Source organism: Saccharopolyspora shandongensis (assembly GCF_900106995.1).
Lineage (GTDB): Bacteria > Actinomycetota > Actinomycetes > Mycobacteriales > Pseudonocardiaceae > Saccharopolyspora > Saccharopolyspora shandongensis.
In genome coordinates, this window is record NZ_FNOK01000002.1 from 93,429 (window position 1) to 116,101 (window position 22,673).

The 22,673-nt window shown below is 69.9% G+C and carries 19 protein-coding genes, 1 tRNA gene and 1 pseudogene; 7 read left to right on the plus strand and 14 right to left on the minus strand.

Annotation, left to right across the window (positions count from 1 at the left end; all coding sequences use genetic code 11):
• Window positions 1-34 precede the first annotated feature (34 nt).
• On the plus strand, window positions 35-253 hold the full coding sequence (locus tag BLW84_RS02205; RefSeq protein ID WP_093260698.1) for a hypothetical protein: 219 nt from the start codon (window positions 35-37) through the stop codon (window positions 251-253).
• A gap of 79 nt (window positions 254-332) precedes the next feature.
• Here BLW84_RS02205 and BLW84_RS02210 read toward each other — a convergent pair whose 3' ends face one another.
• The 8 genes and pseudogenes from BLW84_RS02210 to BLW84_RS02245 form a co-directional block, all read right to left on the minus strand.
• Entirely contained in the window at window positions 333-1,856 is a 1,524-nt protein-coding gene (locus BLW84_RS02210) for a solute symporter family protein (protein WP_245760903.1), read from the minus strand.
• 416 nt (window positions 1,857-2,272) lie between these two features.
• A pseudogene (locus BLW84_RS48845) lies at window positions 2,273-2,599 on the minus strand (DUF485 domain-containing protein); the annotation flags it as partial.
• A gap of 324 nt (window positions 2,600-2,923) precedes the next feature.
• Window positions 2,924-4,666: a sodium/solute symporter gene (locus BLW84_RS02220; protein ID WP_093260702.1), complete on the minus strand. Its 1,743-nt coding sequence runs from the start codon at window positions 4,664-4,666 to the stop codon at window positions 2,924-2,926.
• 48 nt (window positions 4,667-4,714) lie between these two features.
• Window positions 4,715-5,122 (minus strand): hypothetical protein, encoded by a 408-nt coding sequence (locus BLW84_RS02225; protein WP_093260704.1) that lies wholly within the window; start codon window positions 5,120-5,122, stop codon window positions 4,715-4,717.
• Between the two features lie 16 nt (window positions 5,123-5,138).
• Entirely contained in the window at window positions 5,139-5,966 is an 828-nt protein-coding gene (locus BLW84_RS02230; RefSeq protein ID WP_093260706.1) for a LytR/AlgR family response regulator transcription factor, read from the minus strand.
• A gap of 389 nt (window positions 5,967-6,355) precedes the next feature.
• The gene (locus BLW84_RS02235) at window positions 6,356-7,264 is read right to left on the minus strand and encodes a S49 family peptidase (RefSeq protein ID WP_093260708.1); all 909 of its coding nucleotides are present in this window, start codon (window positions 7,262-7,264) and stop codon (window positions 6,356-6,358) included.
• A gap of 9 nt (window positions 7,265-7,273) precedes the next feature.
• Window positions 7,274-8,539 carry a GAF domain-containing sensor histidine kinase gene (locus BLW84_RS02240; protein ID WP_425441671.1) on the minus strand — a complete coding sequence of 422 codons (1,266 nt, stop codon included), beginning with the start codon at window positions 8,537-8,539 and terminating at the stop codon, window positions 7,274-7,276.
• A 158-nt stretch (window positions 8,540-8,697) separates the two neighbouring features.
• On the minus strand, window positions 8,698-9,549 hold the full coding sequence (locus tag BLW84_RS02245; protein WP_093260710.1) for an Fpg/Nei family DNA glycosylase: 852 nt from the start codon (window positions 9,547-9,549) through the stop codon (window positions 8,698-8,700).
• A gap of 312 nt (window positions 9,550-9,861) precedes the next feature.
• Between BLW84_RS02245 and BLW84_RS02250 the strand changes: the two genes are divergently transcribed.
• Window positions 9,862-10,431, plus strand: coding sequence for a putative immunity protein (locus tag BLW84_RS02250; RefSeq protein ID WP_093261081.1), 570 nt, complete (start codon window positions 9,862-9,864; stop codon window positions 10,429-10,431).
• A complete protein-coding gene (locus tag BLW84_RS02255; protein ID WP_093260712.1) occupies window positions 10,428-10,943 on the plus strand; it encodes a putative immunity protein in 516 nt (171 codons plus the stop codon). Before BLW84_RS02250 ends, BLW84_RS02255 begins: the two co-directional genes overlap by 4 nt.
• A 130-nt stretch (window positions 10,944-11,073) precedes the next feature.
• Here BLW84_RS02255 and BLW84_RS02260 read toward each other — a convergent pair whose 3' ends face one another.
• Together BLW84_RS02260 and BLW84_RS02265 are read right to left on the minus strand one after the other, a co-directional pair.
• Window positions 11,074-11,511 (minus strand): DUF983 domain-containing protein, encoded by a 438-nt coding sequence (locus BLW84_RS02260; RefSeq protein ID WP_177226227.1) that lies wholly within the window; start codon window positions 11,509-11,511, stop codon window positions 11,074-11,076.
• Between the two features lie 184 nt (window positions 11,512-11,695).
• The gene (locus tag BLW84_RS02265; RefSeq protein ID WP_093261083.1) at window positions 11,696-12,295 is read right to left on the minus strand and encodes an RNA polymerase sigma factor; all 600 of its coding nucleotides are present in this window, start codon (window positions 12,293-12,295) and stop codon (window positions 11,696-11,698) included.
• A gap of 112 nt (window positions 12,296-12,407) precedes the next feature.
• On the opposite strand from BLW84_RS02265, the gene BLW84_RS02270 reads away from it, so the two are divergent.
• Together BLW84_RS02270 and BLW84_RS02275 are read left to right on the plus strand one after the other, a co-directional pair.
• Window positions 12,408-12,818: a PPOX class F420-dependent oxidoreductase gene (locus BLW84_RS02270; protein WP_093260717.1), complete on the plus strand. Its 411-nt coding sequence runs from the start codon at window positions 12,408-12,410 to the stop codon at window positions 12,816-12,818.
• Window positions 12,819-12,889: 71 nt separating this feature from the next.
• A tRNA-Gly gene (locus BLW84_RS02275) sits at window positions 12,890-12,962 on the plus strand.
• A gap of 255 nt (window positions 12,963-13,217) precedes the next feature.
• Here the strand turns inward: BLW84_RS02275 and BLW84_RS02280 are convergent.
• Window positions 13,218-13,427, minus strand: coding sequence for a dodecin (locus BLW84_RS02280; protein ID WP_093260719.1), 210 nt, complete (start codon window positions 13,425-13,427; stop codon window positions 13,218-13,220).
• A gap of 337 nt (window positions 13,428-13,764) precedes the next feature.
• Here BLW84_RS02280 and BLW84_RS02285 point away from each other — a divergent pair, with 337 nt between their 5' ends.
• Complete coding sequence (locus tag BLW84_RS02285) at window positions 13,765-14,811, plus strand: alpha-hydroxy acid oxidase (RefSeq protein ID WP_177226228.1); 1,047 nt, start codon at window positions 13,765-13,767, stop codon at window positions 14,809-14,811.
• A 50-nt stretch (window positions 14,812-14,861) separates the two neighbouring features.
• Here the strand turns inward: BLW84_RS02285 and msrA are convergent, their stop codons facing one another.
• Window positions 14,862-15,530, minus strand: a complete 669-nt coding sequence (gene msrA / locus BLW84_RS02290; protein WP_093260723.1) for a peptide-methionine (S)-S-oxide reductase MsrA — start codon at window positions 15,528-15,530, stop codon at window positions 14,862-14,864.
• Between the two features lie 21 nt (window positions 15,531-15,551).
• Entirely contained in the window at window positions 15,552-17,345 is a 1,794-nt protein-coding gene (locus tag BLW84_RS49790; RefSeq protein ID WP_281247352.1) for an acyltransferase family protein, read from the minus strand.
• Between the two features lie 225 nt (window positions 17,346-17,570).
• Between BLW84_RS49790 and BLW84_RS02300 the strand changes: the two genes are divergently transcribed.
• On the plus strand, window positions 17,571-18,974 hold the full coding sequence (locus BLW84_RS02300; RefSeq protein ID WP_093261085.1) for a hypothetical protein: 1,404 nt from the start codon (window positions 17,571-17,573) through the stop codon (window positions 18,972-18,974).
• 272 nt (window positions 18,975-19,246) lie between these two features.
• Here BLW84_RS02300 and BLW84_RS02305 read toward each other — a convergent pair whose 3' ends face one another.
• Window positions 19,247-22,489, minus strand: a complete 3,243-nt coding sequence (locus BLW84_RS02305; RefSeq protein WP_093260728.1) for a glycosyltransferase — start codon at window positions 22,487-22,489, stop codon at window positions 19,247-19,249.
• Between the last annotated feature and the right edge of the window lie 184 nt (window positions 22,490-22,673).

Genomic DNA, 22,673 nt, shown 5'->3' on the forward strand with positions numbered 1-22,673 from the left:
CGTTCGCGGAATCCGCCCGGCAGGAAGGAAAGCCATGTCTCGTCGAGCCATTCTCCGCTGGCCGAACGGCAGCGACTGGGGACATCTAGCGACGGTTCCGGACGACGGCGGAGCGCCGCGGTTCGCCGGATTCGTGCGGATGACCGACCCGCGCGTGCTGGCCCTGCTGGATCGCGTCCCGCCCCGCCGAGCCGACGGCGACATGTGGGAAGCGCACTTCACGGCCGCCGAATCCGAGCTGCGCGCCGCCTGACCCGAACGACCGACGAAAGCGCCCCGCCCGGCTCGTGGCCGGACGGGGCGCTCGTTCGAGGGTGGAGCGGTTCAGCCCGTCAGTGCGAGACGGCCTTCTCCGCACCGGCGCCGGTCAGCGACCGGACCTCCATCTCCGCCTGCTTGGCCTTGTCGGCCGAGTCCTTGCTCAGCACCGTGCCGAGGTAGCCGAGCAGGAAGGACACCGGGATCGACACCAGGCCCGGGTTCTTCAGCGGGAACAGCGCGAAGTTCAGCGACGGGAACATCGAGTCCTCGGCGCCGGAGACGGCGGGCGAGATGACGATCAGCACGATGGTGACCGCCAGACCGCCGTAGATGCTCCACAGCGCGCCGTTGGTGTTGAACCGCTTCCAGAACAGCGAGTACAGCAGCGTCGGCAGGTTCGCCGAAGCGGCGACCGCGAACGCCAGCGCCACCAGGAACGCGATGTTCTGGCCGTTGGCCGCGATGCCGCCCAGGATCGACACGATGCCGATGACCACCGCGGTGATCCGGGCGACCTTGACCTCCTGGCCCTTGTCGTCCACCTTGCCCTTCTTGATCACGTTCGCGTAGATGTCGTGCGCGAACGAGGCGGACGCGGTGATCGTCAGGCCGGCGACGACCGCGAGGATCGTCGCGAACGCGACCGCGGAGATGAAGCCCAGCAGCAGCGGGCCGCCGATCTCCAGCGCCAGCAGCGGCGCCGCCGAGTTCACGCCGCCCGGCGCCTTCTTGATCACGTCGGAGCCGACCAGCGCCCCGGCGCCGTAGCCCAGGACCAGCGTGAACAGGTAGAACAGGCCGATCAGCCAGATCGCCCAGACCACCGAGCGGCGGGCTTCCTTGGCGGTCGGCACGGTGTAGAAGCGCATCAACACGTGCGGCAGACCCGCGGTGCCGAGCACCAGCGCGATGCCCAGCGAGACGAAGTCCAGCTTGCTGATCTCGGTCTTGCCGTACTGGGCGCCCGGGTTGAGCACCTTGTCGCCTGCCACGTCGGCGGCCGCGCCGAGCAGGCCCGAGAAGTTGAAGCCGTACATGGCGAGCACCCAGATCGTCATCACGAAGGCGCCCGCGATCAGCAGCACCGCCTTGATGATCTGCACCCAGGTGGTGCCCTTCATGCCGCCGACCAGCACGTACACGATCATCAGCGCGCCGACGACGAAGATCACCGCGGCCTGACCGGTCTTGTTCGTGATGCCCAGCAGCAGCGCGACCAGGCCGCCGGCACCGGCCATCTGCGCGAGCAGATAGAAGAACGTCACGGCCAGGGTGGACAGCGACGCGGCGGTGCGCACCGGACGTTCCTTCATCCGGAAGCTGAGCACGTCGCCCATCGTGTACTTGCCGGTGTTCCGCAGCAGCTCCGCGACCAGCAGCAGCGCCACCAGCCAGGCCACCAGGAAGCCGATCGAGTACAGGAAGCCGTCGTAGCCGTAGACCGCGATCGCCCCGGCGATGCCGAGGAACGACGCCGCCGACAGGTAGTCACCGGCGATGGCGATGCCGTTCTGCGGGCCGGTGAACGCCCGGCCGCCGGCGTAGTAGTCGGACGCGGTCTTGGTGTTCCGGCTGGCGCGGAACACGATGACCATGGTGACCACGACGAACAGCGCGAAGATGCCGATGTTGAGCGCGCTGTTGTTCGCGGTTCCGCTTTGGGCCAGCGGGGAAAATGCGGCGATCACTTCTGGCCTCCCTCGGAGTCGTCCTTCTTCGCGCCGTCGTCCTTCGCGCCGTCGCCGTCGCCGTCGTCGCCGTCATCGGCGGCGGTTTCCTTCTCCGCACTGTCGTCCGCGGACTTCTCCGGGGCGTCGCCGTCGTCCTTCGCGCCGTCGCCGTCGCCGTCGTCGCCGTCATCGGCGGCGGTTTCCTTCTCCGCACTGTCGTCCGCGGACTTCTCCGGGGCCTCGTCGGCCGAAGGAGCGTCGTCGCTCGAAGGCGCGTCGTCAGTCGAGTCCTCAGCGGTGTCCGCCGCCTCGTCGCCCGAGTTGTCCGCCACCTTGTCGCTCGCGCCGCCTTCGAGGGATTCGCGGATCCCCTCGGCGATCGGGTCGAGCTCCCGGTTGGCGAATCGCACGTACCAGGTCGTGATGGCGAACGTGGACACGAACTGCAGCAGGCCCAACACGAGGCCGACGTTGATGTTGCCGACCAGCTTGATGCTCATGAAGCCGTGTGCGTAGTCGGCGAGCAGCACGTAGACCAGATACCAGGCCAGGAACAGTGCCGAGACCGGGAAGACGAAGTTGCGCAGTCTGCGTCGCAGGGTGGTGAATTCGGGGCTGCTATGGGCAGCGGCCCAGGTTTCGGCGTCGATACCGGACCCGGACCCGATTTGGTCCGTGGTGCTCACGGTGTTCCTCCCACAAGAAAAGGCTCCGTCCCGGGTGCCGCCGGTACGGGAGCCTGCTGAATCAGTTCAACGCGGGAACGCTACGTAGTTCGACCACCGCTGTGAAGCCCCGTTGGGAGTACGCAAGCTAACGATCGAGTGAAGTTATTCGAGACCAAGCGGACGCTCCGAATTGCCTCTCACCAGGTCGAATTCACCCGTTCAGCCTATTGATTTTCACTGGTTTATACCACAAAACACGAAAGGTGATTATATTCGTCGGGGAATCCACCCAAAAAGTTCAAAGACCACTACTCGTGATCACGTTCAGCGTTGGTGGCGGCCCTCGGTCGGCGCCGGCTCCGCGGGCTCCGCGCTGAGCCGGCCGTCGAAGAAACCGAGCCGGTCCGGCGCGTGCAGCCGCAGCATCACCCGGCCCACCCCGGCCGGTACCCGCGCCCGGGTAGCCACGCTGACCAGGCCGGTCACCGCGAACGCGATCGGCACGGTGACCAGCGCGGGCTGCCCGGCCAACGTCGCGAACCAGCCCGCCTCGTCCTCGATGAAGTGCGTGCACGCCACCGCGATCAGCACCAGGGCGCCGCCGGCCACCATGCCGCTGGCGGCGCCCACCGCGGTGAGCCCGCGCCACCAGATCCCGAGCACCAGCACCGGGCAGAACGTGGAAGCGGCCATCGCGAACGCCAACCCCACGCTGCGCGCGATGTCGTGGCTGTCCGCGGGCAGCGCCAGCAGCGTCGGCACCAGGCAGGCCAGCGCGGCCGCCAGCCGGAAGTCGAGCGTCCAGCCGCGGAGCGCGTCGCGCGAGGACAGCACGCCGGCCACGCTCACCACCAGGCCGGAGGAGGTCGACAGGAACGCGGCGAACGCACCGGCCGCGGTGATCGCCGCGAGCAGCCCGCCGACCCAGTTGTCCAGCATCGCCTGCGGCAGCAGCAGAACCGCCACATCGGTCTCGCCGGAGACCAGCAGCTGCGGCACGTACAGCCGCGACAGCATCCCGAAGATCGTCGGGAACAGGTAGAACGCGCCGAGCAGCACCAGCACGAACAACGTGGTGCGGCGCGCGCCGGACCCGCTCGGGTTGGTGTAGAAGCGGGCGAGCACGTGCGGCAGGCCCATCGTGCCGAGGAACGTCGCGATCAGCACCGAATACGTTTCGAGCAGCCCGGAAACGCCGTCGCCGTGCGGCCGCAGCCAGGTCGCGTTGTCGGACTCGGCCGCCGCGACGACCGGGACCGCCGCGCCCGCCGGGAACCGCAGGTCGGTGCCCGCCGGCATCGGGTACTCGCCGGGCTGCAGGTAGATCGAGCTGGTGTCTTCGGCCGCCCACACCGGCTCGCTGACCCGCAGCCGCACGTCGGTGTCGATGTGCACCGTCGTGTCGCGCGGGAAGACCGGCGGCAGCGGCTCGTCGAGCGCCTGGTGCGGCGGCGCGTTGACGAAGACCACGAACAACGCGAACGCGGGCACCGTGATCGCGAACAGCTTCACCCAGTACTGGAAGCCCTGCACCAACGTGACCGCACGCAGCGCGCCGGTCGCCACGGTCAGCAGCACGATCACCGCGACCGTGAAAACCCCGACCCAGTAGTGCACTCCGACGATCGCCGCCAGCGTCATCCCGGCGGCCTGCAGCTGCGGCACCAGGTAGAGCCAGCCGATCAACACCACCAGCGCGGTGCACAGCGTCCGCAACCGCAGCGAACCCAGCCGCGCCTCGGCGAAATCGGGCAGCGTGTACGCGCCGGAGCGGCGCATCGGCGCGGCGACGAACAGCGTCAGCGCCAGGTATCCGGCCGCGAAGCCGATCGGGTACCACAACGCGTCCACGCCGTCCTTGAGCACCAGGCCCGCGACGCCCAGGAACGACGCCGCCGACAGGTACTCACCGGAGATCGCCACCGCGTTGCGCTCTTCGCGCACCAGCTGCCGCGCCGCGGAGAAGTCGGAGGTAGTGCGCGCCGACCGGGAAGCCCAGGTTCCGATGCCCAGGGTCGCCGCGACGATCAGCACGATCCCTAGCAGGGACCAGGAACTCGAAACCATCGCACCGCGCCGCTCCTGGGGTGTGGAAATCCGTCGTCGATCATGCGGTCACTGCTCCACCATGTGGATGAAGTCCCGCTCGTGCCGCTCCGCGCTGCGGGTGCACAGGTACCCGATCAGCAGCAGGAACGGGTAGACCAGCACGCCGAGCAGCAACCACGGCAGCCGGAAGCCGAGCACCTCGAACTCGCCGATCGACGGCACCGCCCAGAACAGCACCGGCAACCCGAGCAGCACGACGGCGACCACGCCGGTCAGCACCAGCGCGCTGCGCAGCTGCACCTTCACCAGGTGCCGGACCAGCACCTCGCCGACGCTGGTCTGCTCCTCCAGCTCCATGATGGTGCGCGCGACCTGCCGGGTCCGGCGGTCGGCGAGCACGACGCGCTTGCGGCGCGGGCGGGGCCTCGAATCGCCCAGCCGCGCGCGGATGTCGAAGCCGTGGTCCGGGCTCATCCCACCGAACCGCGGTTCATTGCTGGCCCCAGCCCTGCCGTGGCGCCCGGACCAGCCGGTCCTTCAGCTCGCGGGTGTGCCGCCTGCTGACCGGCAGCTCCTTCGACGGCCCGCCGCCGAGCACCACCGAGTACCCGGACGACGACATGCGCAGCTCGGTGACCAGCGGCAGCGACACCAGGAACGACCGGTGGATGCGCAGGAAACCGGCCTCCGCCCAGCGTTCTTCCAGCTGCGCCAACGGGATCCGCACCAGGTGCGAGTCCTCGGCGGTGTGCAGCCGGGCGTAGTCGCCCTGCGCCTCGACCCAGCGCACGTCCTTTCGCGGGATCATCCGGGTGGTGCCGGCGAGTTCGACCGGGATGACCTCATCGTCGGCCGCCGGCGCCTCCAGCGCGCGGGATCCCTTGGCCGCCTGGGCCTTGTTCTTCTCGATGGTGCGCAGCGCGCGGTCGACGCGCTCGGCGTTGGCCGGCTTCATGATGTAGTCCAGCGCACCGACCTCGAACGCCTCCAGCGCGTTCTCCTCGTGCCCGGTGATGAACACCAGGGCAGGCGGATTGCGGAAGGCGGTGAGCACCCTGGCCAGCTCCATCCCGCTGAGCCCGGGCATCGACACGTCCGCGAACACGGCGTCCACAATGGACTCGTCTTCGTCGCGCCTGCCGAGTAACTCGGAATCGTCGCTGCGCAGCAACCGCAGCGCCTCAGAGGCGTCGCACGCCGTCAACACCCGTCCGACCCGCGCGTTGTTGCCGAGCAGGTACTTCATCTCGTCCAGCCCGGCCATCTCGTCATCGACGGCCAGAACGACCAGACCCGCCGGATTCTCTCGTGTACTCACTGCAACGCCATATCCTGCCGCGCCCACGGCGCACTGTCCATGATCGAGTGTCGGCCCCCACCCACTGGCGCAGCCTCGTGCCACCCGAGCCGACGAGTGAGGTCAGTCACGCCTGCCAACCAAACTAGTTGCTAACGGAGCGCGCTGGACACCAGGGGGTGCAGAGCACCGAAATCCGCTCAGCGGCACGGCTTTTAGCCCGATCAGCCCAGCGTCTGCGGCCGAACGAGTGACCATCTCGAAGTCGTGATCTACGCAGCGCGATCACGTCGATTACCCAGCGTTCGCAAGGGATTCGCCGGAGTGGAGCAGCGCTTCCACCGGATCCAGGTGGCCACTTCGGGCCGCCGCAGCGACCCGAAGTGTTCACCGACAATTCGCCCGGATCCTCAGAGCCCGAAGCGGTTCCACATCGCGCGGTGCTCCAGCGCCTCCACCGCGGCGAGCACGGTGTCCGCGCCGCTGCGGCCGCCGAGCCGGACGGAGGACGACATGCCGAGGCGGGCCAGCAGCGGCTTCCGCGGCTCCACCGTCAGCAGGTGCGCGTCCGGGAACTTGTCCTTCACGATGCCCCGCAGCGTGCCCAAACCGTCTACCAGCCCGAGCTCTTCGGCCTTCGCGCCGGTCCAGATCTCGCCGGAGAACAGGTCGTCGTCGGCGCCGCCGAGCTTCTCGCCGCGGCGCTTGCGCACCCAGGCGCGGAACTGCTCGTGCAGCTCGTCCTGCAGGCCGCGCAGCCACTGCACGTCCTCGTCCTTCTCCGGGCTGAACGGGTCGAGCCGCACCTTGTGCGTTCCCGCGGTGTGCACCCGGCGCTCCACGCCGAGCTTCTCCAGCAGCCCGGTGAGCCCGAAGCCCGAGCTGACCACGCCGACCGAACCGACCAGCGACGTCGAGTGCGCGTAGATCTCGTCGGCCGCGCAGGCCAGCCAGTAGCCGCCCGAGGCCGCGACGTCCTCGCAGAACGCCAGCACCGGCACCTGCTTCTCCTCGGCCAGGCCCCGGATCCGGTCCGCCACCAGCGCCGACTGGGTCGGCGAGCCGCCCGGCGAGTTGATCGACAGCACCACGGCGCTGAGCCGGTCGTGCCCGAACGCGCGCGTCAGCGCGGATTCCACGTTCTGCAGAGAGATCGTCGGCCGGCTCATCGGCGATGCCGTCGGCGTGATGACGCCGTGCAGCTTCACCACGGCGACGACCGGGCCGCGCTCGGCGCGCTCGGCCAGCTTGCCCGGCAGCTTCGCGGACAGCTTCCCGGTCAACATGTCGGTGAACTTCTGCGGCGCCTTCTCGTTCATACCTCGACGTTACCGGCTGAGCTGCGGCCCAGCCGCCAACCCGACGCTCGGCTCGTCGATCGACGGCGGCGGCGGCACCGGCCGCACGCCCGGCGCGAACTTCGGCACCCGCATGATGACCTTCATGCCCGCGCCCTTCTCGGTCTCCACGACCAGCCCGTAGTCGTTGCCGAAGGTGGCCCGCATCCGGTTGTTGATGTTGCCGAGGCCGACGTGCGCGCCGGTCAGGTGCGCGTTGGCCAGCTCCGCGTCGAGCAGCTCCGGATCCATCCCGATGCCGTCGTCGTCCACGCTGATCAGCGCCTCGGTGCCGTTGTCCTCGGCGATCACCGACACCGTGCCGCCGCCGGGCTTGGTCGCCAGGCCGTGCCGGACGGCGTTCTCCACCAGCGGCTGCAGCGCCAGGAACGGCACCACCACCGGCAGCACCTCCGGGGCGATCTTGAGCTGCACGTTCAGCCGGTCCGGGCCGAAGCGGGCGCTCTCCAGCGTGAGGTAGCGGTCGATGTTGCGGATCTCGTCGGCCAGCGTGGTGTAGAGCCCGCTGGTGCGGAACGAGTAGCGGGTGAAGTCGGCGAACTCCTGCAGCAGGTCCCGCGCGTGCTCCGGGTCGGTGCGGATCAGCGAGCCGATGGTGTTCAGCGCGTTGTAGATGAAGTGCGGCGAGATCTGCGCCCGCAGCGCCCGCACCTCGGCCTTGGCCAGCCGCTCCTTGGACTCCTGCAGCTCGGCCAGTTCCAGCTGGGTCGACACGTGGTTGGCGACCTCGGCGGCCGCGCGCAGCAGCCGCTTGCGGTCGCCGCCGGCGATGACGGTCAGCGCGCCGCGGTTCTCACCCTCGACCTCCAGCGGCACCACCACGGCGTGCCGCATCGGGCAGGGCCGGTGGTCGCAGGTCACGTCGCCGTGGTCGAGGAACTCGCGCTTGCCGGTGCGCAGGACCTGCTCGATCTTGGTCCGCAGGTCGGCGTAGTGGTAGTTCGCCTCGCCGTCCCAGCTCAGCAGCGTGCCGTCGGCGTCGACGATGCCGACGGCGACGCACGCCAGCAGCTCGCGCAGGTGGGGCGCGGTCTTGTCGGCCGATTCCTGGGTGAGCCCAGCCCGCAGGTGCGGGGCCGCACTGGTCACCCGGTGCAGCGCCGCCAATGTGGCGTCCTCCACCGACGCGCTCACCCGGCGCGCCCGGCACAACAGCACGAACATGCCGAGCACGGCGAGTGCGGCGAGCGTGGTCAGGACCGTCCGCTCAGTCAACATCTCCGGCACAACATCAATCTTCACGTCCGCCACGCTTGGAATCAAGGCGGCTACGCTCAGTGCACCGTTTCCATCGGTAAGCGGTACCTTACTATTCCGTTCAGCGGGAAGGACACGTCCAACCAGCGGCAACGACCTGTGCACAACCGGCCGATCTGTCCACAGCCTGTGGACAACTACTTCAGCAAGCGGGACAACCGGCGATCGGCGAGCGGCTTGCCGCCGGTCTGGCAGGTCGGGCAGTACTGCATCGACCGGTCCGCGAAGGACACCTCCCGGACCGCGTCACCGCACACCGGGCACGGCAGTCCGGTGCGCGCGTGCACCCGCATCCCCGACCGCTTCTCCGCCTTCAGCCGCGCCGCGTCCTGCTTCAGCGAACGCGCCACGGCGTCCTGCAAGATCTCCTGCATGCTGCCGTGCAGCCGCTCGACCGCGGCGGCGTCGAGCTTGCCCGCCGTCGCGAACGGCGACAGCTTCGCGGCGTGCAGGATCTCGTCGGAGTAGGCGTTGCCGATCCCGGCCAGCGCGGACTGGTCGGTGAGCAGCGTCTTGATCCGCTCGGTGCGGCCGGCCAAGACCTCGGTCAGCCCGGCCAGGTCCAGGCCCAGCGCGTCCGGCCCCAGCTTCGCGATCCCCGGCACCTCCGCCGGCGCCGCGACGACCCACGCCGCCAGCTTCTTCTGGGTGCCGGCCTCGGTCAGGTCGAAGCCCACGCCGCCCAGGTGCACCCGCAGCGCGATCGGCCCCCGGCCAGGCTTCGGCGGCACCGGTGACAGGCTGTCCGACCAGCGCAGCCAACCGGCCCGCGCCAGGTGGCAGACCAGGTGCAGCCCGCCGCAGTCGAGATCCAGGTACTTGCCGTGCCGCACCGCATCGGTGACGGCGCGACCGTGCAGCTCGGTCCACGGCGGGCTCGCCGTCTTCAGCACGCTCATCGACGCGACGTCGATGCGCTCGACGGTCCGGCCCACGGCGTTGTCGCGGAGGTGCTGGGCCAACGCCTCCACCTCGGGAAGTTCCGGCACCGGTCCAGTGTGCAGACCGAACCCGCGAAAAGCTCGTCCCCGCGCTCATCTCGTGACGGTCGCGGAGCTACGGGCCCCTGCCGGGTTCCGATGGGGGGTGAGCGGCGTGCGATGGCGGGTGATAGGTCCGGCCGCCCCGCGGGGTACCGGGGCCACCCCGCCACTCATGTCGCCGGCCTCGCGGCCCGTTTGAGGGTTTACGACGCAGGCGCGTGGAGGATTCGTCGCAGAGTTTCAACCGACGTTTCAAGGATACGATTCAGGGGAATGGCACAGAGCACGCACACCGTGTCCGGAGACTTCGACCTGACGATGGACGAGCTGCGCGTCGTGGCGCGTTACGTGGTTCGGCACGCAGAGGACGTCCTACCGGTCTTTGAGCAGGCTGTTCCCGATGATCCGCGCCCCCGTGCGGCGATCGACGCGGCCTGGGCATTCATCAACGGTGCCAACAGGACGAAGCTGCAGCGCGTCACTTCCCTCGACGCTCATCGAGCCGCCCGGTCCGCGCCGTCCGAAGCCGCGCAACTGGCCGCGCGATCCGCCGGTGACGCCGCATCGGCCGCATACCTGCACCCCATCGCCCAGGCCAGTCAAGTCGGCCACATCCTGCGAGCCTCCGCGAGCGCTGCACGCATCGGGGAGATGGAGGCGGGCGGTGACCCCGCGATCGGGGATGCCCTGCTGGAACGGTCGCGGCAGCGGGCGACACCGGAACTCATCGACGTGCTCCGCCGCTACCCGCACGCGACAGTCGGCAGAAATCGCGTCGCCCGGCTGATGAGCGCTCTGGATCATTCCCTGCGCCAGGCGGCTGACCGGTCGCCGGGGCACACCGCGGGGAGTCGCGCCGATGCGCGCAGGCGGGAGCGCGAGGCATGATCCTCCCGAAGGTCCGTGACCCTCGCTTCGTGACGATCCGCCGCGGTGGGACTCTCACCGATGCGGATCACCGCCTCCTCGCGCTATGGGCTGCCTCGTGCGCAGAGCACATCCTTTACCTCTTCGAGTCGGCCCGGCCTGGGGACCCGCGACCGCGCCAGGCGATCGAGCATGCCCGGGCCTGGGTGCGCGGCGAGGTCAAGATGATGCAGGCGCGCGCGGCGGGCGGCCATGCGATGGGGGCAGCCAGAGACCTGCGTGGGGCGCCACGGCATGCCGCGTACGCCGCCGGCCAGGCCGGAGCCGTCGCCCACGTCGCCGCGCACGAGCTCGGCGCGGCCGCCTACGCGATCAAGGCCGCCCGTGCAGCGGCGCCGGAAGGCCTGAGCGAGGCCGCGAGGCGACTCGAGTGCCTGTGGCAGCGCGATCAGCTCCCGGAAGCGATCCGCGAGCTCGTGCTCGACGATCAGAGGTTGCGCAACGACATCTGCTGGTCGGTGTTCGACTGCTGAAGCCGAACCTCGCACGGCCCCGCATCGTCGGCCCGATCGGTCAGAGTCCCCGCCGCCTGGCAGTGCGCCCAACCCGGCTACGCGTGCTGCTCATCGGCGGCGGACTCAGCGACCCTTGAAGGGGGCGGGACTACTCGACGGGTTGCAGGCTGCCGTTCATGTCCGGCTCGGCGTACAGCTCGATGTGCCGGGACACCGACGAAACCTCCTGGCGCACGTCGAAGAAGCCGCGCACCACGCCCACCCAGGTCTCCGGCGGGTTCTCGTCGTCGTCGCCCGGGGTGGCCGCGGTGACCGTCCACGGGCGCCGCAGCACCCAGCGGACCGGGAAGAACAGCACGGCCGCGATCAGCAGCAAGATCAACCAGCTCGGCACGTACACCTCGTCCGGCGTCCACACCACGAACATCACGACCAGGAACAGGAACACCGCGCCCATCAGGATCGCCGGTGCCGAGCCCCCGTTCACGTCGTGCTCGAACTCGTCCGCCGCGATCGGGTTGGACCACTCCAGGTTCGCCTTGATGGTCCACTCACGGCCGTCGGAACCCCGCACCACCCGGTTCATCGTCGCCTCCCCGCCCACCCGGGCTGGTCGCTTCGGAACATCGTCTCGCCACTCGAATCCCGTCGGTCACCGAGGGTGAAGCAACGGTACCGCGTACGTCATGGGCCCGACGGGTGATAGTCGTCCCCGAACCAGGCCCATTGTCGATCATGAGCGGCGCCCGGCCAACCCCGAACGCGAACGATCAACCGCGGCGCGAACACCCCGCAGCCCGGCGGCCGGGCACCTCGGCCGCCTCCTCGTAGGCCTCCCGCAACCCGCGCCGCGCCCGGTGCGCCAGCACCGCCGTCGCATTCGGCGTCAAACCCAGCTGATCGGCCAGGCTGGCGGGCCGATGCCCCTCCACCTCGGTCCGCCACAGCACCTCGCGCCACCGCGCCGGCAACCGGTTGAACGCGCGGGCCAGCAACTCGCCCTCGGCTTGCACGAACTGGTGATCGCGCTGCCGCGGCGCGTGCTCGCCCAGCTCGTCGGCGTTCATCGGCTCGTCCCGGCGGGCGGCCGCCCACTCCCCCAGCACCCGGCGCACCACCGTGAACAGGTAGGTGCGGATCGCATCCCGCGGCCCGCAGCCGCCCCGAACCGCGCGCAATGTGCGCAAGAACACCTCGGCGACCACGTCGTCGACGTCGATCCCGGGCCGCGGCATGCTCAACGCGAACCGCCGCACCGCAGGCGCGTGCCGCCGGTACAGATCGCCGTAGGCGAGATCATCGCCCGCCCGCAACCGCACCAGCAGCACCCGGTCGTCCGGCTGCAGACCCCCGGCGACATCGTCACGCATCCCCATGAACTTCCCCCCAACGACCAGCCGCGGCGACAGCGCGCGACCAGCGCGATCGCTACCGTGGACCCCCAAGTCCACGGCTGTCACCAGACACCGCACGGAGGTCGAAGTGGATCTCGACGAAGCCCGCGAAGTGATCGGCAACCAGCACCGCGCCGTGCTCAGCACGCTCCGCGCCGACGGCACACCCCAGATGACACCGGTGCTGACCACCACGGACAGCGCCGGACACGTCACTGTCAGCACTGTCGCTGGCGCCGCCAAAGTGCGCAACCTGCGCCGCGACCCGCGCGCCTGGCTCTGCGTCCTGCCCGACCAGTTCTTCGGCCGCTGGATCCAGCTCGAAGGCACCGTCGAGATCGTCGCGCTCCCGGCCGCCCTCCCCCTCCTGGAGGAGTACTACCGCAGCATCTCCGGCGAGCACGAGGACTGGGCCGCCTACCGCCAGGCCATGCAGGAGGAACACCGCGTCCTCCTGCGCATCACCCCGACCCGCGCGACCAGCGCCCCGAGCCGTTGAGGGCCCCCGGTGAACGGGGTTGAAACGATGAGCTAAAGTAGTCACCAACAGCCCAACAGGGCGCTGAATACGCGGATGTAGCGCAGCTGGTAGCGCATCACCTTGCCAAGGTGAGGGTCGCGGGTTCGAGTCCCGTCATCCGCTCGGAGCTGGGAGCCGTGTGTCGACTTCGTTCGACCTCGGCTCCTCGCCATTTCATTGGGGGGATCGAATCCCCCCAAACCCCCCTACGGTGCGGTGGCCACCTCTTGCTCGCTCCTTGCGAGGGGTAGCGTTCCCGGCCTGGTCAGGGACCAGCTTTTCTTGCCTTGCTTCGCTGCGGCCCGCCTCACCGTTGCCTTGGCATCGTTGGTGCCTTGTACTTCTGGGGTGTCGCCTTGCTTTGCTCGGTTGCTTTTTTCAGGTTTCCAGGCGGAAGCCTATTTTCAGGGTTACCTGGTAGTGGCCCAGTTCGTTGTTCTCCACGTGGCCTCTCACGTTCGTCACCTCGAACCAGTCCACGTTTCTCAGCGTTTGGGATGCTCTGTGCACCGCTTTTCTTATTGCGTCGTCCACTCCCTCCTTTGAAGAGCCCACTACTTCTGTTACTCGGTATACGTGGTCCGTCATGGGTCGATGGTTGGGGCCGGTGGTCTCGTTCGCAAGACGATGTTGGCGCTGGTCGTCGGCCTTCGGCCGAGTGGTGTGGGGTCGTCGGCCTTCGGCCGTGGGGTGAATGGTCTTGGGTCGTCGGCCTTCGGCCGTGTCGTGGTTGGGGGCGGCCTTCGGCCGTGTTCTGGGTTTGTCGGCCTTCGGCCGTGCGGGTTTTGGTTTCCGGGTTGGGCCGATTGCCCGGTCGGGTTCGGGCGGGTTTTGTTCGACAAGCAGCTGAATGGACTCTTTTTGCCCGTGGTGGTGGGGTTCATCATGGTTTTGTCGGTTTTTTGGTGGGAGAAAGGTCGTTGCGATGGCGGAGGAACCACCTGCGCCTTTCACCCCTGCCGGCGAAGAGGCCGCCGCTCGCGCCGTGCTCAGCGCGCCCACCTGGGCCTTCGTCTTCGGGGCCGCCGGGGCTGAGGAGACCTCGAAGCTCGCCAACCGGCGGGCCTGGGACAGCGTCTTCCTCGAACACCGGTTGCCCGCCGACGTTTCGCGCCGGTCCAGCGGTTCCGTCGTCTTCGGGGTTGCTTCGGAGGCTCCGATCGCCGTTGCTCCGATGGGGCTGCCCGCTCAGGTTTGGCCGCACGGGGACCTGGAGATCGCCGCCGCCTGCGCCGAGGTCGGGATTCCCGTCGCCGTGTCGACCATGGCTTCCGCCCGGATCGAGGACATCGCCAAGTCCGGGGCCCGGTGCGCTTTCCAGCTCTACTGGCTGCGGGACGCCGCCCTGCGGCGGCAGTTGGTCGCACGCGCCGAGGACGCCGGGTGCATCGCGCTGCTGATCACCGTGGACGCCCCCGTTCAGCGGGGCTCGGAACGGGAGCGGTTCGTCGGCTACCGGCCCGGGGTCGACGTCGAACCGGTCATGGCCGGTAGTGCCGAGATCGATCCCTCGCTGAGCTGGCCGGACATCGAAGAGCTCATCGCTTCGACGCGATTGCCCGTGTACGTCAAGGGAATCCTGTCGCCCGAGGCCGCGCAGCGGGCCCAGGCCGCCGGCGCGGCCGGGGTGGTGGTGTCCAACCACGGCGGGCGGCAGCTGGATTGCGCGCTGCCGACCGCGTTGGCCCTGCCGCGCGTGAACCGCGCGCTGCACGCGACCGACCGCGGCTTCGACGTGGTGGTCGACAGCGGCATCACGACCGGCACGGACGTGGTCCGGGCGCTGGCCCTGGGGGCGTCGTCGGTGCTGATCGGGCGCCAGGTCCTCTACGGCTTGGCCCGCGGCGGGATGCAGGGAGTCCTGAACGTCCTGCGCCGGATAACGGCGGAGTTCGCCCAAACCCTGACGATGACGGGCTGCACGACCCCGGCGGAAGCCGCCAACCTCCACCCGCACGTCATCGGCACCTGATCACAGCGGTTCCGGACCCGCGCGGGTCCGGAACCGCTCGTCGGCCTCGATCAGGCCTCGTTGGGGACGTTCAGGCCGACCGGGCAGGAGACCCCCGTGCCTCCCAGGCCGCAGTAGCCGTTCGGGTTCTTCGCGTCGCTCAGGTACTGCTGGTGATAGGTCTCCGCGTAGTAGAAGTCCTTGAGCGGGGCGATTTCCGTGGTGATCTCGCCGAGGCCCGCCGCCGTCAGGGCCTGCTGGAAGGCCGCCGCGCTGGCTTCCGCTTCCGCCTTCTGGGCAACGTCGGCGTAGTAGATCGCCGAGCGGTACTGGGTGCCGATGTCGTTGCCCTGGCGCATGCCCTGCGTCGGGTTGTGGTTCTCCCAGAAGACCTTCAGGACCTGCTGGTAGCTGATCGCCGCCGGGTCGAACACCACCAGGACCGCCTCGGTGTGGCCGGTCAGGCCCGAGCACACCTCTTCGTACGTCGGGTTGGGCGTGAAGCCGCCGGCGTAGCCGACCGCCGTCGACCACACGCCGTCGGTGCGCCAGAAGGTTCGCTCCGCGCCCCAGAAGCAGCCCATGCCGACCACCGCGGTGGCGTAGCCCGCCGGGAACGGCGGCACGATCCGGCGGTCCGGGAACACCGCGTGCTCCGCCGCCACCGGGAGCGGGGTGGACCGGCCCGGCAGGGCCTCGGCCGGGTCGATCAGCCTGGTCTTGTCACCGAAAAGCGCCATGCATCCGAGGGTACGCGTTGCTCACTGGCCGTCCTGCCGCTTGGGATACGGCCGGACCGGCCGGGTTTCCTCCGCCGGGGCCGGCGGAGGCTCGGGGCGGGCATGGCGACCGCCGGGGCGGCGGGCCGGCGGCGGCCCGGCATCCAGGTCCCCGGACAGCCGCTTGGCCAGCACCGATTCGTCCGGTGGCGGCGCGGGCAGGCGGGGCGGCCGTTGCTCCGCCGAGCGGCGGGTACGCGCGGGCGGCAGCGGGGCGCCGTTCATCGGCAGGCCGTTGAGCCGGGCACGCTGCGGGCCGTCCGGTCGAGGCGCGGGTGCGCCGTCCGGTCTGGGCACGCCGTCGATCCGGGTGCCGCTCGGCGGAGTGCCGGGGCGCTGCCGGTCGACGCCGTTCGGACGTGGGGCGTCGCTCGGCGGTCCGGCCGGACGCGGGGTGCCGCTGCCCGGACGTGCCACATCGGCCGGTGATCCGGCGGGGCGCGGCGTGCCGCCAGGTGGGGTGCTCGGCCGCGACGGGCCGCTCGCGGGCCTGCCTCCCGGGCGGCCGGGGCGGGCGCGGGGTGGCTCCGGGCTGGGCGCCGGTGGGCGCGGCAGCGGGCGGCGCTTCGTCGTCGCCTCGTGCGCGGGCGTGACCGCCTCCGGCTCCTCCGGTTCGAGGTCGTCCAGGTCGTCGAGGTCTTCCGGGTCCTCGTCGACCTCGTCGAGGTCTTCGAGATCTTCCTCGACCGGCTCGGGTTCCTTCTTCTTCGGCGCCGGGGTTAAGTAGTGGCGCAACTTCATCGTCGGCTCTTCGATGAACTTCCAGGACAGCGTGCCGATGCAGTAGGCCAGCGGGGCGGCGCAGATCAGCATCAGCCACTGGTTGTGGATCCCGGCCATCGCCAGCAGCTGCTGGATCGGGAAGCCCCACACGTACACGCCGTAGCTGCCGTTGACCCACACGCCCGGCACCGTCAGCCGCGACGGCCAGAAGTGCCCGGCCACGACCACCGCGTAGCTGACCGCGAAGGTCATCCAGAACGAGCCGGTGATGCTGTTGGGCATCAGCACCAGCACCGCCAGCCCGGCGCCGGCCGCCAGCGGCGACAGCGGGATCCGGTACAGGTTGAGCAGCACGCCGAAGGCGAACGCGACCAGGAACGCCACCAGCGACTCGACCGGCACGCTGAAGAACGAGCCCGCCGACTCCGAACCCGGCAGCTGCTCCAGGTGCCGGTCCCACGCGATCAGCGCGATCAGCGCCACCGCCATCACCCAGCGGTAGCGGTGCTTCGCGGCGCCGACCAGCAGCAGCGCGTAGAGGCCCGCGTAGGCGATCAGCTCCATCGGCAGCGTCCACAGCGAACCGTTGACCGCGTTCGGCCACGGGTTGTCCACGAACACGCCCGGCAGCTCGTGCTTCAGCGTGAGCAGGCCCGCGTTGTTGATGACGTAACCCCAGGTGCCGTTGGCCGCGAAGTAGTCGCCGACGGACAGGGTCGTGATCATCGGGCCGACGATCAGCGCCATGGCGAACGAGACCGTGAGCATCGGCGGCCACAGGCGCAGGACCCGCTTCGCGGCGAATCTGCCCAGATGGGGATCGCGGACCCAACTCTCCGTGATCTGGAAGCCGCTCATCGCGAAGAAGCCCATGAGGACGCCCTCGTCGGGCTGCAGCGGCCAGTCCGACGGGAACAGGTCGCCCGTTCCGGCCAGCGGTGAACTGTGCCCGTAGATCACCACGAGCGCGCCGATCATGCGGATCCAGGCGAACCCGTGGTGCGGCTCGGCGAACCACTCGGGGCGGGTGTGGACGACCCGCGCGTCATCCACCCAGATCACCCCATCAAGTCATGTCCCCGGCCGCCAAGGTCAACGCTGCGTAGCCTAGCCCGCGACCTGACGGTTGTGGACCCATTACCTCCTCACGACCCGGTCGGGCCAGACCACCCATTGGATCGTTATCCGGCCGGTGCCCCGCGTTCCCCCTTGCGGGTGCCAGAATGGCGGTCGATCGCAATGGGGGCGTTCGAGCGAATTCTGGGAAAGGGCGCATCGGTGACCTGGCAAGACGAGCTGCAAAATCTCGACGCCGAACTCGCGGCGGGGCGGATCTCCGCCGAGGAGTACCGCCAGCGGCGCGACGCCGTGCTAGGTCGGGCCCAGAACGGGCAGGGCGCACCCGCGTCCGGCGGATTCCCGCAGCAGAACCCGTCTTCCGGTGGCTTCCCCCAGCAACAGCCGCAGGCCGGACCGTCTTCCGGCGGATTCCCGCAGCAGGACCCGCAGGCCGGACCGCAGTCCGGCGGATTCCCGCAGCAGGCGGGGCCGTCGTCGGGCGGGTTCCCGCAGCAGCAGCCGCCGCAGCAACAGCAGCAGTCCAGCCCGTTCCCCCCGGCGTTCAGCTGGGGCGACGCCGCCCAGTCCGCTCCTCAGCAGCAGCCGCAGCAGCAGGGCGGGTCTCTGAGCGAGGCCACGCAGGTCGTGCCCAACCCGCTCGCGCAGCAGCAGGCTCAGCAGCAAGCGCAGCCCCAGCAGCAGGCACAGCAGGCTCAGCCCCAGCAGCAGGCGCAGCAACAGCAGCAGGTGCCGCCGCAGTCGGACTCCGAGAGCACCCAGGTGGTCAGCCTCAGCCAGCAGCCGCAGTGGGGCCCGCCGCAGCCGCAGTGGGGCCCGCAGCAGGGCTGGGGTCCCGTCGAGACCACGGGTACGCCGTGGGGCGACGACCTGCCGGGGACGCCGGAGCACGGTGACGCGTCGTGGATGCGGCAGGGCCCCGAAGTGTTCGAGACGGCGAGCAAGCCCGGCAAGGGCAAGCTGATCGCCGGGCTGTCCATCGGCGGTGTGCTGCTGGTCGGCCTGATCGTCGCCGGGATCTTCTACTTCACCTCCGGCGGCGGGACCACGCCGACCGAGCCGACCGCCGCTCCGCCGCCGCCCCCGGTGCAGACCCAGGAGCTGCCCGCGCCGCCGCCGGCGCACCCGAACCCCCCGGCCAGCCCGCAGGAGGTGCTGGTCGCCGCGCCCGGCCCGGCGCACCCGTGGTCCGGGCCGCTCGACCTGCCGAGCCTGCAGGGCGCCAAGGCCGGTCTGCTGCAGCCGAAGGCGGTGCTCGACTCCGCGATCCAGCGCGGGCTGATCGACGGCTGGTTCAACGGCGCCGAGGGCACCCCGAAGACGACGCTGCTCGCGCTGCAGCTGCCCGACGCGAACGCCGCCAAGCAGGTCGTGGACCAGTACCTGGGCGCCCAGCAGGGACTGTCCGAAGTGGACGACCTGTCGTACCAGGGCGTCAAGGTGGTGAACGCCGGCGGCGTCTTCCGCACCGCCTACGTCGCGCACAACTGGGCGATCATCATCGACGCCACCGGCCCGTCGGACCAGAAGTCGGCGGTCAAGCAGTCGTTCAAGTCAACTCTCGACCAGCAGGTCAACCACCTGCCCCCGACCGTCCGCGACTGAAAAACCTGTTCCCGAACTCGTTTTGCACAGCGGTGCGGGTAGCGGAATCTCAGGGGCCTTCTCGACTCCGGGATCCCCGACACGCGTATGACCAATACGTCGTGTCGGGGCCGTCCTCGCGAGAAGACCCCTGAGAACCCGCGGCGGTGCAAGCGGCGTTGGTGGGCTAAGCGGCTGCGCCGCCGCAAAAGGCAAAACCCGCCCTACCGCACCCCACCACATCCAAAACAGCTGCTACAGCTGCCTAAAGGACTCACGGCCTCCGCGCCGGGTCAGGCTTCGTAGTCGGTGGTGGTGAGGAGGCCTTCGAGGGCCGCCCGGGAGACATCCGGGCCGAACTGGGCCGCGATGCCCTTCTTGCCCGCCTCCGACATCCGCTGCCAGGCGTCGTCGTCGGTGAGCAACCGGACCGCCGCCTCCGCGAGCCCCGCCGCGTCGTCGGCGACCAGCACGTCCTGGCCGTTCGTCAGGTGCATGCCCTCGGTCGCCACCGACGTGCCGACCACCGGCACCCCGAGGCTGAGGCTCTCGCCGACCTTGCCCTTGACGCCGGCGCCGAACCGCAGCGGCGCGAGGGTCACGCGGCTCGCCGCGTACTGCGGCTCCAGCTCCGCGACCCAGCCGTGCACCTGCACGCCACGCCCGGCCAGCTCGCGAACCTCGTCGGTCGGGTTGCTGCCGACGACGTGCAGCACCGCGTCCGGGCACTTCTCCCGCACCAGCGGCATGATCTCGCGCGCCGCCCAGCGCACCGCGTCGACGTTCGGCGGGTGGTCGAAGCTGCCGACGAACAGCAGGTCCTTGCGTCCCGCCGGCTTCGCCGGGCTCCAGTCGACCTCGTGCACGTTGGACAGCACCCGCACGTCGGCGTCCGGCACCAGCTCGCGCAGCAGCGCCTGCTCCGCCTCGGACACCACCAGCGTGACGTCGCAGGCGCGGGTCAGCCCGAGCTCCATCTGCCGCGACGCGAACGCCTTGCGCCGCAACGCTTCCGCCCGCGCCGCATCGCCCTGCTGCTCGGCGACCTCGGCCTGCCGCTCCAGCCGGAGGAAGTGCACGTCGACGGTGTCGTAGGCGATCGCGGCCTGCGGCGCGCAGGTGCGCAGCTCCTCGACGAGGCTCCACGCGACCTGCGGGCGGGACAGCAGGGCCAGCGAGATCTCCGAGCCCGCCTCGTGCAGGAAAGCCTGCTGCAGTTGGGGTTCCGGCAGCACCGTGACGCCGAGCTGCTGCAGCTGCGTGGTGTAGGGCTCCAGGCGCGCGTGGTTGCCGGGGAAGAACACCACCCGGCAGCCGAGCTGGACGAACTGCTCCAGCACCCGGCGGATCCGCACCGAGCCGGAGTCGAAGTCCGGGCGCGGCACCTGGTGGTCCTTGACCAGCACGATCGGCCCGTGGTGGCCGCGGGTGCCGCGTTGCCGGGCGAGCCAGAGGTTGCGCGGCGAGGCTTCCGGCAGGTGTTCGGCGGCGAGCGTCTCGGCCCACTTCTCCACGAACACCTTGCGGTTGAGCTCCTGGTGCCTCTTCACGCCGGTGTTCAGGTCGGTGCCGTTGGACACGCCCTCGTGGTGCACGACGATGGCCTTCGGCTGCACCACGGTGCGGTAGCCGGCCGCGCGCACCGCGAACGCCAGGTCGGTGTCCTCGTAGTAGGCGGGCGCGTACCGGGTGTCGAAGCCGCCGACCTGCCGGAACACGTCGGTGCGGACCAGGATCGCCGCGCCGGAGCAGTAGTCGACGTCGCGCACGACATCGAACTCGGCGCCGCCGTTGGCGGTGTTGCGGCCGTAGTTCCAGCCGTTGCCGTCGGCCCACACGATGCCGCCGCACTCCTGCAGCCGGCCGTCCGGGTAGACGAGCTTGGCCCCGACCAGCCCGATGCGCTCGTCACCGCGGATGGTGTCCATCAGGATGTCCAGCCAGGACTCGGTGACCTCGGCGTCGTTGTTCAGGAAGAACAGGTACTCGCCGCGCGCGTGCTCGGCGCCGAGGTTGCAGGCGCCGATGAATCCGAGGTTGCGCTCGGCGCGCACCAGCCGGACGCCCTCGCAGGCGGCGAGCTTCTCGGCGCTGTCGTCCGGCGAGGCGTCGTCGACGACGATCACCTCGAACGGCACGGACACCAGGTGCCCGCCGAGGAACCGCAGGCACTGCCGGGTGTAGGGCCACTTGCCGTGCACCGGCACGATCACGCTGACCAGCGGTTTGTCGCTGTGCGGCACCGGCAGCGGCCCGGTCTCGACGGCCTCGTCGACCTGCGGCACGCCGGGCTTGCGGCCGAGCGCGATCTCGTACGCATCGCGCCGAGCGGTGCCGCGCGGCGCCACGCGCTCGATGACCTTCCGGTACTTCGTCACCGCGCGCTGCACCAGCGCGGAGTTCTGCGCCGCGAGCTCCGCGTTCGCGGCACCGAGTTCCGCCGCTTGCCGCTCGGCGTCCGCTGCGCGTCCTTCGAGCCGCGCGACGGTCTCGCGCAGCCACTCGATGCGCGCCGAGTCGCGCTCCGCGCTCTGCTGGGTCTCCTGCAGCTCGCCGCCGATGCGGTCCAGCTCGGCTCGCAGCTGCGCCTGCTCGCGGACGCCCTGGTCGGCGCGCTGTTCTTCCTTCTTCCGCAGCTCTTCGAGCCGCGTTATCGAGTTCTTGAGCTCCTCGGCCTCGGCGCGGTTGCGCTGGTAGAGCTCGTTGAGCTTGGCGACGTCCGCGACCGCCACGTCGCGTTGTTCGATGATCGGCGCGACGTCGCCACCGCGGCGGATGAGGGTGAGGTCGGCGTCGGTCAGCAGCGCCGCGGCGGGCAGTTTCGGCAGGTGCTTGTCGGAGGCGATGCCGAGCAGGTAGGTGTGCGGCACGCCCTGCCGGACCGACCACTCGCCGTCGCGACCCTGGATGGTCTGCAGCCGGACGCCTTCGATCGCGGTGTCCGGGTCGCCGTGGTCGGCGGGGGTGAGCAGCGATCCGACGGTGACGTTCTGCTTCAGCACCGCCACGTGCCGGAACGCGCCCTCCAGCAGCTTCTCGTACTGGTCCGCGGTGAGTTCCTTGACGTGGTACGGGTTTTCGTTGCCGTGCTCGTGCGAGTAGACCGCCGTGTCCGGGGTGCTGCTCAGGAACAGTCCACCTTGGACGAGCCGGGACCGGACCAGGCCCAGCACCGCGTCGTGGTCCTCGACGTGCTCGATCGCCTCGAAGCAGACGATCACGTCGAAGGGCTTGGCGTCGGCGAGCAGCTCGGGATCGGTGATCGAGCCGACCTGGAAGCTGACGTCGCGGCCGCCGTAGTTGTGCCGGGCGTGCTCGACCGTCTCCGGGTCGATGTCCACGCCGACCACCTCGGCGCCTTCGGCGGCCAGCATCGCCGCGCCGTAGCCCTCGCCGCAGGCGAGGTCGAGCACCCGCTTGCCGCGCACGAAGCGGGCCGCGAGGGCGTAGCGGTGGTAGTGCTCGTAGATGACTTGGACGTCATCGGTCCACGGCACGCAGCGCTCGCCGGTCCAGTCGATCAACCGCTTGTCCATCCGGTCCCTTACGACGTGATTGAGTCCCACAGCAGGCTAGCGCCCCGATCGGGTAACTCGTCGCCGGTTCGGTCATTGCGGTGCATCCGGCAGTTTCAATTGAAACTGGGCACCTGCGTGCGGTTTAGATTGAGGTTTTTCCAACCTCAGTTTGCGTGGCGGTGCGGGTAGCGGAACCTCAGAG

Bases quoted from the DNA above. Each gene is read 5' to 3' on its own strand.
- BLW84_RS02265 (WP_093261083.1), bottom strand. From the start codon at position 12,295: ATGCGTGACGATGTCGCCGGGGGTCTGCAGCCGGACGACCGGGTGCTG.
- BLW84_RS02305 (WP_093260728.1), bottom strand. From the start codon at position 22,489: ATGGACAAGCGGTTGATCGACTGGACCGGCGAGCGCTGCGTGCCGTGG.
- BLW84_RS02205 (WP_093260698.1), top strand. From the start codon at position 35: ATGTCTCGTCGAGCCATTCTCCGCTGGCCGAACGGCAGCGACTGGGGA.
- BLW84_RS02225 (WP_093260704.1), bottom strand. From the start codon at position 5,122: ATGAGCCCGGACCACGGCTTCGACATCCGCGCGCGGCTGGGCGATTCG.
- BLW84_RS02255 (WP_093260712.1), top strand. From the start codon at position 10,428: ATGATCCTCCCGAAGGTCCGTGACCCTCGCTTCGTGACGATCCGCCGC.
- BLW84_RS02285 (WP_177226228.1), top strand. From the start codon at position 13,765: ATGGCGGAGGAACCACCTGCGCCTTTCACCCCTGCCGGCGAAGAGGCC.
- BLW84_RS02280 (WP_093260719.1), bottom strand. From the start codon at position 13,427: ATGACGGACCACGTATACCGAGTAACAGAAGTAGTGGGCTCTTCAAAG.
- BLW84_RS02260 (WP_177226227.1), bottom strand. From the start codon at position 11,511: ATGAACCGGGTGGTGCGGGGTTCCGACGGCCGTGAGTGGACCATCAAG.
- BLW84_RS02235 (WP_093260708.1), bottom strand. From the start codon at position 7,264: ATGAACGAGAAGGCGCCGCAGAAGTTCACCGACATGTTGACCGGGAAG.
- BLW84_RS02220 (WP_093260702.1), bottom strand. From the start codon at position 4,666: ATGGTTTCGAGTTCCTGGTCCCTGCTAGGGATCGTGCTGATCGTCGCG.
- BLW84_RS02250 (WP_093261081.1), top strand. From the start codon at position 9,862: ATGGACGAGCTGCGCGTCGTGGCGCGTTACGTGGTTCGGCACGCAGAG.
- BLW84_RS02210 (WP_245760903.1), bottom strand. From the start codon at position 1,856: ATGGTCATCGTGTTCCGCGCCAGCCGGAACACCAAGACCGCGTCCGAC.
- msrA (WP_093260723.1), bottom strand. From the start codon at position 15,530: ATGGCGCTTTTCGGTGACAAGACCAGGCTGATCGACCCGGCCGAGGCC.